Source organism: Vibrio algicola, assembly GCF_009601765.2.
Taxonomy (GTDB): domain Bacteria; phylum Pseudomonadota; class Gammaproteobacteria; order Enterobacterales; family Vibrionaceae; genus Vibrio; species Vibrio algicola.
Window position 1 is genome coordinate 798427 of record NZ_CP045699.1, and the last position, 16106, is coordinate 814532.

General features: G+C 43.9%; 14 protein-coding genes. 13 read left to right on the top strand and 1 reads right to left on the bottom strand.

Features of this window, described 5'->3' with window-relative positions; translation table 11 throughout:
* Positions 1 to 74 precede the first annotated feature (74 nt).
* The 5 genes from prmB (at position 75) to GFB47_RS03670 (ending at position 4098) form a co-directional block, all read left to right on the top strand.
* On the top strand, positions 75 to 1007 hold the full coding sequence (prmB, locus tag GFB47_RS03650) for a 50S ribosomal protein L3 N(5)-glutamine methyltransferase (RefSeq protein ID WP_153446628.1): 933 nt from the start codon (positions 75 to 77) through the stop codon (positions 1005 to 1007).
* 381 nt (positions 1008 to 1388) lie between these two features.
* The gene (aroC, locus tag GFB47_RS03655) at positions 1389 to 2474 is read left to right on the top strand and encodes a chorismate synthase (RefSeq protein ID WP_153446630.1); all 1086 of its coding nucleotides are present in this window, start codon (positions 1389 to 1391) and stop codon (positions 2472 to 2474) included.
* A gap of 204 nt (positions 2475 to 2678) precedes the next feature.
* Positions 2679 to 3218 (top strand): elongation factor P hydroxylase, encoded by a 540-nt coding sequence (locus GFB47_RS03660; RefSeq protein WP_153446632.1) that lies wholly within the window; start codon positions 2679 to 2681, stop codon positions 3216 to 3218.
* Positions 3219 to 3228: 10 nt separating this feature from the next.
* Positions 3229 to 3492: a YfcL family protein gene (locus GFB47_RS03665; RefSeq protein ID WP_153446633.1), complete on the top strand. Its 264-nt coding sequence runs from the start codon at positions 3229 to 3231 to the stop codon at positions 3490 to 3492.
* Between the two features lie 78 nt (positions 3493 to 3570).
* Positions 3571 to 4098, top strand: coding sequence for an NADPH-dependent FMN reductase (locus GFB47_RS03670; protein ID WP_153446635.1), 528 nt, complete (start codon positions 3571 to 3573; stop codon positions 4096 to 4098).
* 77 nt (positions 4099 to 4175) lie between these two features.
* Here GFB47_RS03670 and mnmC read toward each other — a convergent pair whose 3' ends face one another.
* Positions 4176 to 6281: a bifunctional tRNA (5-methylaminomethyl-2-thiouridine)(34)-methyltransferase MnmD/FAD-dependent 5-carboxymethylaminomethyl-2-thiouridine(34) oxidoreductase MnmC gene (gene mnmC / locus GFB47_RS03675; protein WP_153446636.1), complete on the bottom strand. Its 2106-nt coding sequence runs from the start codon at positions 6279 to 6281 to the stop codon at positions 4176 to 4178.
* A gap of 192 nt (positions 6282 to 6473) precedes the next feature.
* On the opposite strand from mnmC, the gene fabB reads away from it, so the two are divergent.
* The 8 genes from fabB (at position 6474) to GFB47_RS03715 (ending at position 16075) form a co-directional block, all read left to right on the top strand.
* Positions 6474 to 7697 (top strand): beta-ketoacyl-ACP synthase I, encoded by a 1224-nt coding sequence (fabB, locus tag GFB47_RS03680; protein WP_153446638.1) that lies wholly within the window; start codon positions 6474 to 6476, stop codon positions 7695 to 7697.
* A gap of 271 nt (positions 7698 to 7968) precedes the next feature.
* Positions 7969 to 9237: a 4-phosphoerythronate dehydrogenase gene (locus GFB47_RS03685; RefSeq protein WP_153446639.1), complete on the top strand. Its 1269-nt coding sequence runs from the start codon at positions 7969 to 7971 to the stop codon at positions 9235 to 9237.
* Positions 9221 to 10234: an aspartate-semialdehyde dehydrogenase gene (locus tag GFB47_RS03690; RefSeq protein WP_153446641.1), complete on the top strand. Its 1014-nt coding sequence runs from the start codon at positions 9221 to 9223 to the stop codon at positions 10232 to 10234. Before GFB47_RS03685 ends, GFB47_RS03690 begins: the two co-directional genes overlap by 17 nt.
* A gap of 221 nt (positions 10235 to 10455) precedes the next feature.
* Complete coding sequence (locus tag GFB47_RS03695; protein WP_153446643.1) at positions 10456 to 12057, top strand: FimV/HubP family polar landmark protein; 1602 nt, start codon at positions 10456 to 10458, stop codon at positions 12055 to 12057.
* A gap of 116 nt (positions 12058 to 12173) precedes the next feature.
* Positions 12174 to 12962: a tRNA pseudouridine(38-40) synthase TruA gene (truA, locus tag GFB47_RS03700; RefSeq protein WP_153446644.1), complete on the top strand. Its 789-nt coding sequence runs from the start codon at positions 12174 to 12176 to the stop codon at positions 12960 to 12962.
* A 219-nt stretch (positions 12963 to 13181) separates the two neighbouring features.
* The gene (gene accD / locus GFB47_RS03705; RefSeq protein WP_153446646.1) at positions 13182 to 14096 is read left to right on the top strand and encodes an acetyl-CoA carboxylase, carboxyltransferase subunit beta; all 915 of its coding nucleotides are present in this window, start codon (positions 13182 to 13184) and stop codon (positions 14094 to 14096) included.
* A gap of 82 nt (positions 14097 to 14178) precedes the next feature.
* Positions 14179 to 15483 (top strand): bifunctional tetrahydrofolate synthase/dihydrofolate synthase, encoded by a 1305-nt coding sequence (gene folC, locus GFB47_RS03710; RefSeq protein WP_153446648.1) that lies wholly within the window; start codon positions 14179 to 14181, stop codon positions 15481 to 15483.
* Positions 15473 to 16075: an SPOR domain-containing protein gene (locus GFB47_RS03715; protein WP_153446649.1), complete on the top strand. Its 603-nt coding sequence runs from the start codon at positions 15473 to 15475 to the stop codon at positions 16073 to 16075. The genes folC and GFB47_RS03715 overlap by 11 nt, the downstream gene beginning before the upstream one ends.
* Positions 16076 to 16106: the final 31 nt, after the last annotated feature.

Here is a 16106-nt window from a genome sequence, read left to right on the forward strand (position 1 = left end):
GCATGGTCGATTGGCGAGCATCGTCATTTAGCCTGCGCATAAATAATCGATTGACGCCCTGATCGGAGGCACAAGTGGATAAAATTTTCATTGATGAAGCGGTATCTGAACTGCATACCTTACAAGATATGATCCGTTGGACGGTCAGCCGTTTTAACGCGGCGGGGCTATTTTATGGTCATGGTACCGACAATTCTTGGGATGAAGCAGTACAACTCATTTTACCAACTTTGTATCTTCCGATTGATGTGCCGCCGCATGTCTTGAACTCACGTCTCATTCATAGTGAGCGTTTACGCATTGTTGAGCGTGTGATCTTACGAATTAACGAGCGCACACCAACCGCTTATTTAACCAACAAAGCGTGGTTCTGTGGCTTAGAGTTTTATGTCGATGAGCGTGTATTAGTGCCACGTTCTCCGATTGGTGAGTTGATTGAAAACCAATTCCAACCTTGGTTAACCGAAGAGCCAACCCGCATTATGGATTTATGTACTGGCAGCGGTTGTATTGCGATTGCCTGTGCTCATGCTTTCCCAGATGCGGAAGTTGACGCGGTTGATATCTCGGTAGACGCTTTAGATGTGGCAGAGCGAAACATTACCGATCACGGTCTTGAGCAGCAAGTGTACCCATTGCGTTCGGATTTATTTAATGATCTGCCAAAAGATCATTACAACCTTATTGTCAGTAATCCGCCGTATGTCGATCAAGCGGATATGGATAGTTTGCCACAAGAATTTCGCCATGAACCTGAGCTAGGCTTAGCGGCTGGCACTGATGGCTTAAAACTCATGCGCCGTATTTTGGCGGATGCACCGGATTATTTAACCGATGATGGTATTTTGATCTGCGAAGTGGGCAACTCAATGGTGCATGTGATGGAGCAATATCCGCACATTCCATTTACTTGGCTTGAGTTTGAAAATGGTGGTCATGGCGTATTCTTGTTAACACGCCAACAGTTAGTGGAACATGCGCAAGAGTTTTCGATTTATAAGCAATAACGTGTGATTTCATTATAGAGAATCTATACCCGTCTTACTTGAAGCTGCAGCTTTGTTGGCTGCGCTAACTCACCCCAATCACTTAGGCAAGCTAAGCTCATGGGGCTTCGTTTACTTGCCGTCTCACTGCAACTTCAATTGCTTTGGGTATATGTAATGCCAATATTCCTCGAGTATTGGCATTTTTATTGTCGGTTTCTTTTGAAAAGACACGATTATTTTAAATTATAGGGTTTACAAGTTTGTCACATGACGACACTATCTAAGCATGAGTAATAAAATTGTTATCAGTGTCATCAACACTGTGTATGCCTAACGTTGTGAGTAATTACGGCAATTTGTGGGTATAGAAGCATATTGAATGAAGTCAAAGAGGGATTCATGGCAGGGAACAGTATTGGTCAACATTTTCGCGTCACAACCTTTGGTGAAAGCCACGGTAAAGCATTAGGTTGTATTGTCGATGGCTGCCCTCCGGGGTTAGACATTAGCGAAGCCGATTTACAAAAAGATTTGGATCGTCGCCGTCCTGGCACATCACGCTACACCACTGCGCGCCGCGAACCTGACGAGGTGGAAATTTTAGGCGGTGTATTTGAAGGTCAAACTACCGGTACTTCGATTGGTTTGATGATCAAAAACACCGATCAGCGATCAAAAGATTATTCAGAGATTATGGATAAATTCCGCCCAGGTCACGCCGATTACACTTACCATCAAAAGTATGGAGTGCGTGATTATCGCGGTGGTGGTCGTTCTTCTGCGCGTGAAACCGCCATGCGCGTGGCCGCAGGTGGTATCGCGAAGAAGTACCTTAAACAACAATTTGGTATTGAAATTCGAGGCTATTTGTCACAAATGGGCGATGTTAGCGTCGATAAAGTCGATTGGGATGAAATTGAAAACAACCCATTCTTCTGCCCAGACGCCGATAAAGTAGCGGCATTTGATGAGTTAATCCGCGATTTAAAAAAACAGGGTGATTCCATTGGCGCAAAGCTTTCGGTGGTCGCCACCAATGTGCCTGTTGGATTAGGTGAGCCGATTTTCGATCGTTTAGATGCTGATATTGCTCATGCATTGATGGGCATTAACGCAGTCAAAGGGGTTGAGATTGGCGATGGTTTTGCGGTGGCCAATCAAAAGGGCAGTCAGCACCGCGATGAAATGACGCCGCAAGGGTTTAAATCCAATCACGCAGGTGGCATTTTAGGTGGCATTTCTTCCGGTCAAGATATCGTGGCAAGCATTGCACTAAAACCAACCTCAAGCATTACCGTACCAGGCGAAACCATCACCCGCCAAGGTGAATCAACCTCGCTTATCACCAAAGGTCGTCATGATCCTTGTGTCGGGATTCGCGCGGTGCCTATTGCAGAAGCGATGCTGGCGATTGTCTTGATGGATCATTTGTTGCGTCATCGTGGCCAAAATCACGGCGTACAAACACAAACACCAAAGATTTAATCCCTGCGGATTGAAGAAAAAAGCTTAGGTTTAAAATAAACAAAATGAATGGCTTATCTGCTTTTATTTAAAAGTGGGTAAGCCATTTTTTGTTGGTGCTTTGACAGCGAAGTATCATTAAAAATTATCCCGATAGATTAAACTTTACCTAAGATAAAAAAGTAAGGACAATGTGCCTTTATGTTGTATTAAAAGAATCACGCCATGCCAGAATCACGTCATCAATATCCCGATATCATTCGCATCTTTAACCAAACTTTTTCTGGGTCATATAATACTCAGTTAGAACTTGGTGGGGATGAGCCTATTTACTTACCTGCCGATGAGAAAATTGCTCATCATCGTATTCTCTTTGCGCGAGGTTTTTACGCCTCGGCGATGCATGAAATCGCCCATTGGTGTGTCGCCGGACCAAAGCGTCGCTTATTAGAAGATTTTGGTTATTGGTATGAACCGGATGGGCGTACCGAGCAAGTCCAAGCTGAATTTGAAAAGGTCGAAGTTCGCCCGCAAGCTTATGAGTGGATTTTATCGGTGAGCGCCGGTTTTCCCTTTACGGTCAGTTGTGACAATTTACATGGCGATTTTGAACCAGATCGTTTAACGTTTATGGCAACAGTGCAAGCAGAAGTGTTAAGCATTTTACAACAAGGCTTGCCTTTGCGAGTCAAAATGCTGTCGGATGCGCTGCGTGATGTTTATCAAATCCCAGAATTACACCCAACCCAATTTATTGTTAAGTAATGAGTAACGGATGATCATTGAATTAGAAGAACAATTATTAGAAGCGATTGATAACACAGTAGAAACCGCATCAGACGATGAATTATTTGCTGGTGGCTATTTGCGTGGCCATATCTCGCTGGCGGCGGCCGATTGTGAACTTGAAGGTATTCAAGACATTGCAGTGTTCAAACAGCGAACTCAAGCCAGTTTGGATGCGGCGCGCAACGAACTCACCCCAGCCGATCAACTAATAGTCGCAACACTGTGGCAGCGTTTGAACCAAGCGGTTTAACGTTACACCTTCGGTCATTACTATCTGGTTATATAATAACTTTGATGGGATGATTACTTTTTTAGACAGGGAGTCCGTATGAAAATTATCGTTTTTGGTGCAAGTTCAAGCTTCAACTCAATTAATAAAGCATTAGCCGCTTATACCGCCAACTTAGTGCCAGGTGCAGAGGTTGAAGTGTTGGATCTGAACGATTTTCCTGTGCCGATGTTTAGTACTGATACTGAAAAAGAAATCGGTCGTCCTGATGGTGCGAAGGCCTATTTTGCGAAATTAGAAAGTGCTGACGCCTTTGTTATTTCACTGGCAGAGCATAACGGGACTTATACTGCTGCTTATAAAAACTTGTTTGATTGGGCATCTCGCATTAATCAGCAAATGTTTGCGCATAAGCCAGTGGTGTATTTAGCTACCAGTCCGGGCCCTAGCGGCGCAAAAAGTGTCTTAGCTCAAGCGACAGGTTCTGCGCCTTTTTTCCATGCAGAGGTTAAAGCATCGGTATCGATCCCAAGCTTTTTTGATGTGTTTGATATCGAAAGCGGTAAGCCAAAAGATGAGGCCACGCAAGCCCAATTGATGGCGGCAGCGGTGGCATTAACTGCGTAAAATATAACGCCGAAGGGTGATTTAAAAAAAAGGTGTTGATCGTGAGATCAACACCTTTGTTATTTTCGCCGCGGTTGTTAGCTTTCGATAGGTCGGCCTTTCAACATTCTTCGTACCCACATTCTGGCGGGGTGCAGTTTTTCTAATATCTCATTTGGCAAAGGCAGCGGATCGCCCACGATTTGTGAGGCTAAGGTTTCTGCCAATAGTGGCGCAGAGCATAAACCGCGAGCGCCTAGTCCCACCATACAAAATAGATTTGGATACTGTGGGATCTCAGGCATTAATTCTGGTTTCGTGCGCAAAATTTGTGGATCGATTTGACGATAACTTTCTGCGACAGGTTCAAATTGACACACGTTACCAATAAACGGTAGGTGATCGCGAGTAACGCTGCGAATACCTTGACGCGCTTGGTTATCACTAATGTTCACTTCAAGTGGCCAAGTTTGATTGGGCACGCAATTGACTAAACGTTCGGCATTGCTGAGTTGCGCTTGAGGATCAAAGTTATGGTCGATGTTATTACGATCATAACTTGCGCCAATACAATGGTGCGCATTGTTGGGGTTTTGTGGCGTCATGTAACCATCATAACAAAGTACAGTGTTCAATTTTTGTAAGTTTGGCGTGGTTGGGGTATGGCTAACCTGGCCTTTTACCGGCGTAGCCGCAATAGCCTTTAGTTGTTTAAAGCGATGAAATTGATGGCCATTCGCTACCACCACGGTTTGGTGTTTGAATGTTTGCGTGGCGGTTTTCAGTTGCCAACATTGCGTTTGCTCACACCACTCTAATGACTCAATTCGAGTATTAAAATGGGCTTGAAAACGGTCACTTTGTTGCAATGCTTGAATGGTGTTTTGGGTTAACTGTTGTGGACATAACCACCCGCCGAGCGGATAAAACACGCTTTCCATCTCGATATCTAAACCGATGGTTTGCGCAGTTTGTTTGGTATCTAATGCTTGAATAAAACTGGCGGGATACCCATTGGTGAGCATTTTATCGAGTTTGCCTTTGGCTTTCTCGCTCCACGCCAATTGAGTGACACCGCAAAAATCATGATCGAATTCAATATTTTGCGCCGCTTGCAACACAAATTGACGGGCGTATAAAAAAGCGGGAGCAAAAAATCGATTTAAAGGCGCGTCCGGTTCGGCAACCAAAGGGTATAACGCGCCTTGTCGATTGCCAGAAGCGCCGAGTGCGGCAACATCATCCTCGCAATACAAAGTGACAGCTAACCCACGACGATGCAATGCTTGGGCGAGTGTGGCACTGGCAACGCCGCCGCCAATAATCGCAATGCTGCTTGATGCAAGACGATGATTGCCTTCTGAGTCATGGTCCGCTGCTGAGTTATCGTTATCGGATGAAAATATCGAAGCCGGATGGCGGGCAAACCAAGGCGGTATATTGGCATTAGCGCGTCTTTGTTCAGGGGTTTGAGGCTTGAGGCAACCTGCAATCATTTCGCGCTTGGTGCCAAAGCCTTTGACTTTTTTCATCTCAAAACCGGCATCGATTAAGCCGCGACGCACAAAACCAGCGGCGGTAAAAGTGGCGCAAGTGCCTTGTTGTTTAGTGATGGCGGCCATACCCGTAAATAATGCGTCATTCCACATGTCTTTATTTTTACTTGGTGCGAAACCGTCTAAGAACCATGCATCGACCACGCCATCTTGGTTGTGGGCAATTTGCGGGAGATTATCGTGAATATCACCAAACCAGAGATCGAGCGTGATCATGCCATCGGCTAACACTAATCGCTGACATTCAGGGATCGCAACAGGGTAAATGGCTTGTAATTGCTGGGCATAATCAGCCAGTTCTGGCCACGCAGCATGGGCTTTTTTTAAATCATCGAGACTGACAGGGAATTTTTCGAAGCTGATAAAGTGTAACTGTTTGAGACAAGCTTGCGGATGTTGAGATCTAAACGATTCAAATTGCTGCCACACGGCCAAAAAATTTAACCCAGTACCAAAGCCCGTTTCTGCGATGGTAAAGCGAGGTTGGGGGAAGTGTTGCCAACGTTCTGGCAAATGGTTTTGTTTAATGAAAACGTAGCGACTTTCTTCCAGTCCATTGGCGTTAGAGAAGTAAATATCATCAAATTGATGAGAGATCGGCGTGCCAGATTCATTCCAATCGAGTTTCGCATTTTGTATAGAACTCATAATACCTGTCATTTTGGGTCGATTTAGGGCTATTATATACCCATTACGCGACCTTTATTGATCGAGAAGCGCCTGTATTGCCAATTTTAATGATGAAATAGCAATACAAAAGGGAAAAATTAGGAAAGCTGACCACTTAGTAAGAGTAAGTCAGTTATCATTTACACGATTTTTGAATTATAGGAATGTCACATGAAACGAGCCGTCATCACTGGTCTAGGCATTGTATCTAGTATTGGTAATAACGTAGAAGAAGTATTAGCGTCTTTAAAAACAGGTAAATCTGGCATTAGTGCTTCAGAGCAATTTAAAGAAGCCGGTCTTCGTTCTCATGTTTGGGGTGAGCTAAAAATCACACCAAGCGATTTTATCGACCGTAAACAAATGCGCTTTATGGGCGATACTGCTTCTTATGCATTCCTTGCAATGCAACAAGCAGTGGAAGATTCTCAGTTACCTGAAGACCAAGTATCAAATGATCGTACCGGTCTTGTTGCTGGCTCTGGTGGTATTTCTTCACAAAACCAAGTGATCTCAGTGGATACTATCCGTGAGAAAGGCGTAAAGCGCGTGGGTCCTTACATGGTTCCTCGTACTATGGCGTCAACGGTTTCAGCTTGTCTTGCCACGCCATTTAAAATTCGTGGCGTTAACTACACCATGAGTTCAGCTTGTGCGACTTCAGCACACTGTATCGGTCACGCATTAGAGCTTATCCAACTTGGCAAACAAGATGTGGTATTTGCTGGTGGTGGTGAAGAGCTTCACTGGTCTTCTGCCATGATGTTTGATGCGATGGGTGCATTATCAACTAAGTTTAATGATCAGCCTGAAAAAGCTTCTCGTACTTATGATGCAAACCGTGATGGTTTTGTTATCTCTGGTGGCGGCGGTATGGTTGTGGTTGAAGAACTGGAACATGCTCTTGCTCGTGGCGCAAAAATTTACGGCGAAATCGTAGGTTACGGCGCAACATCAGACGGCTATGATATGGTCGCTCCTTCTGGTGAAGGCGCGGTTCGTTGCATGAAGATGGCAATGGAAAATGTCGATTCTATCGATTACGTTAACACCCACGGTACTTCTACTCCGGTTGGTGATGTAAAAGAGCTTGGCGCGATCCAAGAAGTATTTGGTAAAGACAGCGGCGGCAAATGCCCTGCGATTTCAGCCACCAAAGCCATGACAGGTCACGCACTTGGCGCGGCGGGTGTACATGAAGCGATTTACTCAACGCTGATGCTACAACATAGCTTTATTGCCCCAAGTATCAACGTCGAAACGCTTGATCCTGCCGCAGAGGGTTTAGATATTGTGACAGAACCTCGCGAGCAAGAACTCAACACGGTTATGTCTAACAGCTTTGGTTTTGGTGGCACAAACGCCACACTTGTTATCAAGAAATACCAAGCGTAATATCCTTAGCCAATAAACGGCTTAGTGTATTGATAAATCCTCGGCTTAGGCTGGGGATTTTTTGTATTATAAGTCATCTAATTACTTTGATTGGTCGAATATTAATTCAGTCCAGTATCGTTCCATCCATATTGTTGACGTAGAAAAGTGTCAAAAGAACAGGGAGGTTCTTTTCCAAGTGTCCATGGAGGGTTTAAACGGCTTTTTGGAATTAATAATTTTGGATGAGAACTTAATCAAATTGTACAATCATCCAGTGTGAGAGTCTGTAATGAAAATAGTCATCGATGAAAACATGCCGTATGCCGAAGCGTTATTTAGTCAACTTAGTGAAGTGAAGATGCTGCCGGGGCGAACGATGACAGCCGATGATTTGGTGGATGTTGATGCGCTAATGATCCGTTCGGTTACCAAGGTCAATGCCCAATTATTGAGTAAAGCCAATAAACTGAAATTTGTCGGTACTGCGACCGCAGGGCAAGATCATGTCGATAAAGCACTGCTGGCCCAAAAAGGGATTTATTTCACCTCTGCACCCGGTTGCAATAAAGTTGGTGTAACAGAATATGTGTTTAGCGTATTGATGGTCTTGGCGCAGCAACATGGTTTTTGTGTGTTTGATAAAACCATAGGCATTGTTGGCGCAGGGCAGGTAGGTTCTTATTTAGCTCAATGTATGACTGGGCTGGGCTTTAAGGTGTTACTAAACGATCCGCCTAAGCAGCAACAATTTAAGCAGCAACAAAATAAGCAATCACACGCCGAGCAACAGCAAGCTGACAGCCGAGAGTTTGTTGAATTAGACAACTTATTAGAGCAAGCTGATGTGGTCTGTCTGCATACCCCGATCACTAAAGATGGCGATCACCCCACTCACCATTTAATCGATGCTAAGCGCCTTAATGCATTGCGTGCAGATCAAATCTTGATCAACGCAGCGCGTGGACCCGTGGTCGACAATCAAGCGTTAAAAGCACGTTTACAGCAACAAGATGGCTTTATTGCAGTATTGGATGTATTTGAATTTGAGCCGCAAGTGGATTTGGAATTATTGCCGTTATTGGCCTTTGCGACGCCGCATATTGCAGGCTACGGATTAGAAGGTAAAGCGCGTGGCACCACTATGATCTTTAATGCCTATTGTGAGTTTCTTAACTTGCCAAATCGCGCCAATGCTAGTGAATTATTACCCGTTGCGCCAATCCCACAAGTTCAGTTATCAACAGGTTGGAGTGAAGATCGCGAGAAAACACAAGCATTACTGCACAATTTGACTCAGTTGATTTATGATGTGCGCCACGATGATGCGGTTTTTCGCCGAGAAATGTCACGATTAGATGGAAAAGCACAAGCACAGGCCTTTGATCGCTTGCGCAAACAATACTGGGATCGCCGAGAATACAGTGCGATTCGCTTGGTTTGTATTGATAAAGCCGTTCCGACATCGACAACTGTGACAGCATCGACAGCGGCGATAGATCTTACGCCATTTGCATCTTTAGGTTTTAACATTGAGGTTTTACATGAGTCAAAAATTTAACATTGCTATTTTCGGTGCTACTGGCGCAGTTGGTGAAGCTATTCTTGAAGTATTAAAAGAACGTGATTTTCCAATTGCGGAACTGTTTTTACTCGCAACAGAAGAGAGTGAAGGTAAAAGCTACCGTTATGATGGTAAAACAGCCCATGTGAACAGTGTAGAAGATTTTGATTGGTCACAAGTACAAATTGCCTTTTTTGCTAACGATGCAGAACAAGCTGAGAAATGGGCACCTATTGCCAGTGACGAAGGAGTGATCGTGATCGATAGCTCACCGAAGTATCGCTACGACTACGATGTACCTCTTGTGGTACCAGATGTGAACCCAGAAGCGATTGCTGAATTTCGTAACCGTAACATTATTGCGAGCCCAAACAGTGCCAGCATTCAAATGGCGGTAGCACTAAAGCCGATCCAAGATGCGGTAGGTATTGAGCGCATTAACGTCTCGACTTACCAATCTGTATCGGAAGCGGGTAAACAAGGCATTGATGAACTAGCAGGTCAGACAGCAAAATTATTAAACGGCTTACCTGCAGAAAATGATAAATTTGCTCAACAGATCGCGTTTAACTGTATTCCGCAAGTGGATATGATCACGGAAAATGGTTATAGCGCAGAGGAAATGAGAATCGTGTGGGAAACGCAGAAAATTTTCCATGACGCTTCGATTCAAATTAACCCAACCTGTGTTTATGTACCCGTATTTTACGGCCATGCAGAGTCATTGCATGTGGAAACCCAAACCCCGATTGATGCCGAGCAAGTAATGGAGCTCTTCGAGCAAAACACCAGTATTTCGCTATTCCGTGGCCTTGATTACCCAACTCAAGTGCGTGATGGTGGCGGTAAAGATGAAGTGATGATTGGACGTGTTCGTAACGACATTAGCCATCATAGCGGAATTAACATGTGGGTCGTGGCCGATAACGTGCGTAAAGGTGCTGCCACCAATGCGGTACAAATCGCAGAAGTCTTGATCCACGATTACTTGTAAATAGAATTTATTTGGTAAAATCAGACCCTGAACTTGAGTGTAACGGCTTCAAGCTCAGGGTTTTTTATTGGATGCAGTTCTAAAATAAGCTTGAAATTTAACCGTATTGCTACAAAACCTTTGTTTCATCGTGTTTTTTGTCATGATCACTACCCAATAGCCGGATTATTCCTATATATTGAAGAAGTATTGTTTAAATCGATTAATGAACTGAGTTTTTTATGCGCCGAACCATGAAGCATATTGTCACCCCTTTGGCTTTGCTTTTTTTTCTTCAAATACCGACTGCTTGTGCCGATGATTCGGTTGAACTCGCCACGCCTGTATTATCGACCACTCAAATTTCATCAGCCTCTGCGGCGATCCAAGCTGAACAAATATCAACCGATCAGATGCAAACTTATGGGCCAACCGCTGAAAATGAAACCTTATGGTCGATCGCTAAACATTATCAATTAAGCGAAAAAGTCAGTCTCTATCAATCTCTGCTGGCGATTTACCACCTGAACCCGAAAGCATTTGAAGATCACAATATTCATGGGTTGATCTCTGGCAGCACGTTGTTAATGCCAAGCTTAGCGCAAGTCCAATCGGAATCAACCCAAGATGCAAGGCAAATAATGGCGCAGGATGCCAAACGCCCGATCCCATCTCAGGTCGATGAGAATATTGCTCCGCCACCGCCATTTAACGCCGAAGATGATTTACCTAAGGTCCATATTACTTCCGTTGGCGATAGTGATAACCAGCAACTCACCGCGACGAAAGTACAAATTGAAGGCGCGAATGTTGGAGAAGAAAGCGATAACGATGTAAATCTGCCTAGCACCTCTCAAGTGGATTTATTAGCTCAACGTTTAAATACAGAGCTGGGAAATATTCAAACTCAATTAGATAAATTACAGACACAGCTGAGCGATGAAGAACGTACTCGGGAGCAAGTTCAACCAACTCCTGTGAGTCCACAAGGCTTATTGCCAACCTTGATGTCGTTGTTAAATCAATATCCAATGTTATGGCTTTTAGTGATTGTGCCGCTTGTATTGATCCTACTGTTATTTCGCGTAATTACAGGAAATAAGGCGAATACTGAAGGGACACAAACCATTGAACCTCAAGCGCAAAAGGCCCCAATATTTGACTCGGAATCGATAACAGCAGACATACTTCCTATAGAGCCAGAGCCAGAGCCAGAGCCAGAGCCAGAGCCAGAGCCACAAGAGCCGCTGACTTTTGTCGATTCAGAATTGCCAGTGTATCAAGAGCAACAGGCGTTAGAGGATGCTGAACGTGAGCCGCAGGAATTTGATGCCGCCGCAGAAGTTAATCCGCCAACAGCGAACAAATTTGACTCGTCAGAAAACAGTGAAACCGTTGCTGAAGAAGAAAGTTTTGAACAAGTGACATTTGAAAAAGACATCGCTAAAAATGATGAGGGTAAGTTAGAGACAATTCCACCTAACAATGACACCTTGTCATCATCAAATTTCGCTCAATATATGCCAGAACCAGGACTGGAAACCAAACCGGATTTTCCGTTACAGCAAGAGCAGAAAAAAGAAGCGCCGAATTTTGTTGATGATAGCGATGAAGAGGTCGATCTCGATGTGGGTTTAGGCGAGTTTCCTGATGTATTAGGCGATGTCAAAATGTGCAATGTCGATGATAATTATGAAATAAATGGCAAGCTTGATTTAGCCAAAGCTTTTATCGAAATAGACGATTACCCGACGGCGAAAAAATTATTAAACGCGGTAATGAAAAGTGATGAACTTGCCCTAAAAGCAGAAGCCGAAAAACTGTTGGCGAGAATTAAGTCTTAATCGTTATGCTAAAGGTTATCAATTAAAATCAAGGTGGCGATGGTGCCACCTTTTTCTTTGGGGCAATTCCCTATATACTTTGCGCCCAGTTTTAAGTTTAAAAGAGTCGAATAAAGATGCGAATTGCCTTAGGTATTGAATATGATGGTAGCCAAGTATGTGGTTGGCAAAGACAAAATGATGTCCCTAGTGTGCAAGAGTATCTTGAAAAAGCCCTAACCGTTATTGCTAATCACCCAGTCGCGGTGCAATGTGCCGGTCGTACCGATACTGGCGTACATGGTACTGGGCAAGTAGTACATTTTGATACAACTTCAGTGCGTAAGCTGGTGGCATGGACTATGGGGGGAAATACTCACTTACCGAGCTTTGTTACCATCCGTTGGGCAAAAGAAGTACCTGAAGAGTTTCACGCTCGCTTTAGTGCCACCGCGCGTCGTTACCGCTATATCATCTGCAATAGTCAATTTCGCCCTGCGATCATGGCATCAGGTGTCAGCCATTATCATCAAACGATTGATGTTGAAAAAATGCAACAAGCAGCCAATTACTTATTAGGCGAGCATGATTTCACTTCTTTTCGTGCCAGTCATTGCCAAGCCGCCACACCGTGCCGTGAGATTAAGCATCTAGACATAACCCGTATTGGCGACTTTATTGTAGTAGACATTAAAGCTAATGCCTTTTTGCACCATATGGTGCGTAATATTGTTGGCAGTTTGCTGAAAGTGGCTTGTGATGAAAAAGAACCGCAATGGATTGAATGGCTGTTAGTACAAAAAGACCGAGCTTTAGCCGGAGTGACCGCTAAACCCGGGGGCTTATATTTAGTCGATGTGGATTATCCAGCGCAATTTGAGTTGCCTGTTATGCCTATGGGGCCGATTTTTTTACCATTAGATTGATTTTTAACCGCATATCTATAATGTTTGGTTGGATTTTGATTACATTGTTATTACACTAGAACAATATTGATTTTAAATGGTTAGATTGTGACCTAGTAAAAATAGGTACAACCAGTTTTTTATCTACACTGCGAGTATTATGTGTTTTAATCTCCTCGCATTTTTCTCATATTCCCATCTTTCGCAATACAGCGAGGGATCTAGCTAAAAGGTCTTCTAATGAGTTGGCTTGAAAAAATATTTACTACGACAAATCTTGTTAGTTCACGTAAAGCGTCTATTCCTGAAGGAATTTGGACCAAATGTACTTCATGTGAGCAAGTGTTATACCAAGCTGAATTAGAGCGTAACCTAGAAGTATGTCCAAAATGTGACCATCACATGAGAATGTCTGGTCGTCGTCGTTTGGAGACATTTCTTGATGCTGGTACTCAAGTTGAACTTGGTCAAGAATTTGAACCAAAAGATAAATTAAAGTTTAAAGATTCTAAGCGATACAAAGACCGCATTTCGGCTGCGCAAAAATCAAGTGGCGAAACGGATGCCATGATTGCGATGAAAGGTGAACTACTGGGTATGCCTATTGTCGCTTGTGCCTCTGAGTTCGCATTTATGGGCGGTTCAATGGGCTCTGTGGTTGGCGCACGTTTTGTCCGCGCGATTGATGAAGCGATTGCCAATAACTGTGGTTTTGTGTGTTTTGCTGCCAGTGGTGGTGCCCGTATGCAAGAGGCACTGATGTCTCTAATGCAAATGGCGAAAACCAGTGCCGCGCTTGAACGTTTATCACAAAAGGGCTTACCGTTTATTTCGGTCATGACTGACCCAACCTTTGGTGGTGTGACAGCCAGTTTTGCTATGTTAGGCGATATTAATGTTGGCGAACCTAAAGCCATTATTGGTTTTGCTGGTCGTCGCGTGATTGAGCAAACCGTACGTGAGAACTTGCCAGAAGGTTTCCAAACCAGCGAATTCTTACTTGAGCATGGCGCAATCGATATGATTGTTGACCGTCGTGAAATGCGTCAACGTATTGGTGGTTTAGTCGCAAAATTGACTAACTATCAATCACCACTCGTGGTTTCTGTTGATTCTGCTCCTGAATATGAAGTACCGGTTGCTGATAAAAAGTAATGCGGTTTGATCGGACTGCCAAAGCGACTCTTATGATTTGGCAGTCATTGAATGATGACTTCTTATGTGAGTTTGACCATCGATGAGTAAACACCTTCCCCCCAAAGCCACATCACCTCTGTCGATGTGGCTTTGCTATTTAGAAAACATACACACTAGTGCTATCGACCTCGGCCTTGAACGAGTGTCTAAAGTGGCTGTATCTGCTAATTTAACCAAACCTGCGTCAACGGTGATCACTGTTGCAGGAACCAATGGCAAAGGCTCTACCTGTGCGCTAATGGAAGCGATTTTGCTTGATGCTGGTTATAACGTTGGCGTTTACAGTTCTCCGCATTTAATCGAATACAATGAGCGGGTGCGCATTAATGGCCAAAATGCCAGTGATGAGCAGCATACTCAAGCTTTTGATTTTATCGAACAAGCCCGCCTACAAACCAGCCTTAGCTTATTTGAATTTGGCACGCTAGCAGCATTGCGAATATTCCAACAGCAACAAGTCGATGTGGTGTTACTTGAAGTTGGTTTAGGCGGACGTTTAGATGCCACCAACGTAGTTGATCATGATGTATCAATCATTACCAGTTTAGCGATTGATCATGTTGATTGGCTTGGCGATGATATTAATGTGATCGGTTATGAAAAAGCGGGTATTTTCCGCAGTGGCAAACCCGCTATTTGTGGACAACCACAAGCACCTGCCACGGTTGCCGCACATGCCGATGATATTGGGGCTCAATTGCATCAAGTAGGCTATCAGTTTAATTATCAACGAGACAGTAACAATAGCGCTCGTTGGCATTGGAATTGTGGCGCATTCGATTTGTCTGATTTACCGGTCCCAAGCTTGCCGCTTGCCAATGCTGCAACCGCATTAATGGCGTTGAGTACTTCAGGGCTGGACATTACAGATGTTAATATTGTGAAGGGCTTGGAAAAAGCGCAACTGGCAGGGAGAATGCAAATATTAAGCTCTCAGCCTACAATTTTATTAGATGTAGCGCATAATCCCCATTCTGCTCAATATTTAGTACAGCAATTGCAGCTCAATTATTTAACCGATGCAAATCCTGAACGAAAAATTCATGCGGTAGTCGGTATGTTACATGACAAAGATATTAATGCGACCTTGCAACAGTTAATGCCGGTGGTCGATTATTGGTACCCTGCATCACTACAAGGGCCTAGAGCCGCAAGCGCACAACAATTATGTCTTTCATTGCCAGAGGGCGTGATCCAATATGCCACACCAATTGAAGCGTTTAACTATGCTCAAGATCAACTCAAGGCGGAAGATGTATTGCTTGTGGTCGGTTCTTTCCATACTGTAGGGGAAGTGCTAAGCCATTGGCAAAGTGATAATAAAAGGAGTCTACATGGCGAGTAAGTTTCAAAGCCGCTTAATTGGCACTGTGATTTTAGTGGCGATTGGTGTGATCGTTTTACCCGACATTTTTGATGGTCAAAAAGAACATTACAAAGAAGAGTTTGCCGCGATACCAATCAAACCGACCGATAATGCTTCTCAAGCACAAGAAAATGTTGAAGATATTAAAGATCCTGTTGATCTCGATGTTGCGCTACCTGAAGAGCCAGTCAGCGCGGTTACTGTTACTAGTCAACCCGCTAAAGTGACGAAGAAAAAAGCCGTGAAAGCAAAACCCGCCATCAAAGAAGCGGTCGCAAAGTCTGATCAAGTCGCGGTCGAATCAAAACCGGTACGCGAAGTGAACCATTACAGTGATAGTGCTTGGATTATTCAATTAGTGGCGGTAAGAAACCAAGATAATGCTAAAAAATTGGTCGCGGATTTGAAGAAAAGAGGCTACCAAGCCCACTTAAAACCAGACAGTGGATTGTATCGTGTGATCGTTGGGCCTGATATTTCGAAAGATAAATTAGAGAAACAAGTAGCTGAGTTACAAAAAATTACCGGATTAAAAGGCCAATTACAGACATTTAAGCCACTTAATCCATAAAGAAAACGTTTGCGCGGCGCATTTTTCTGTT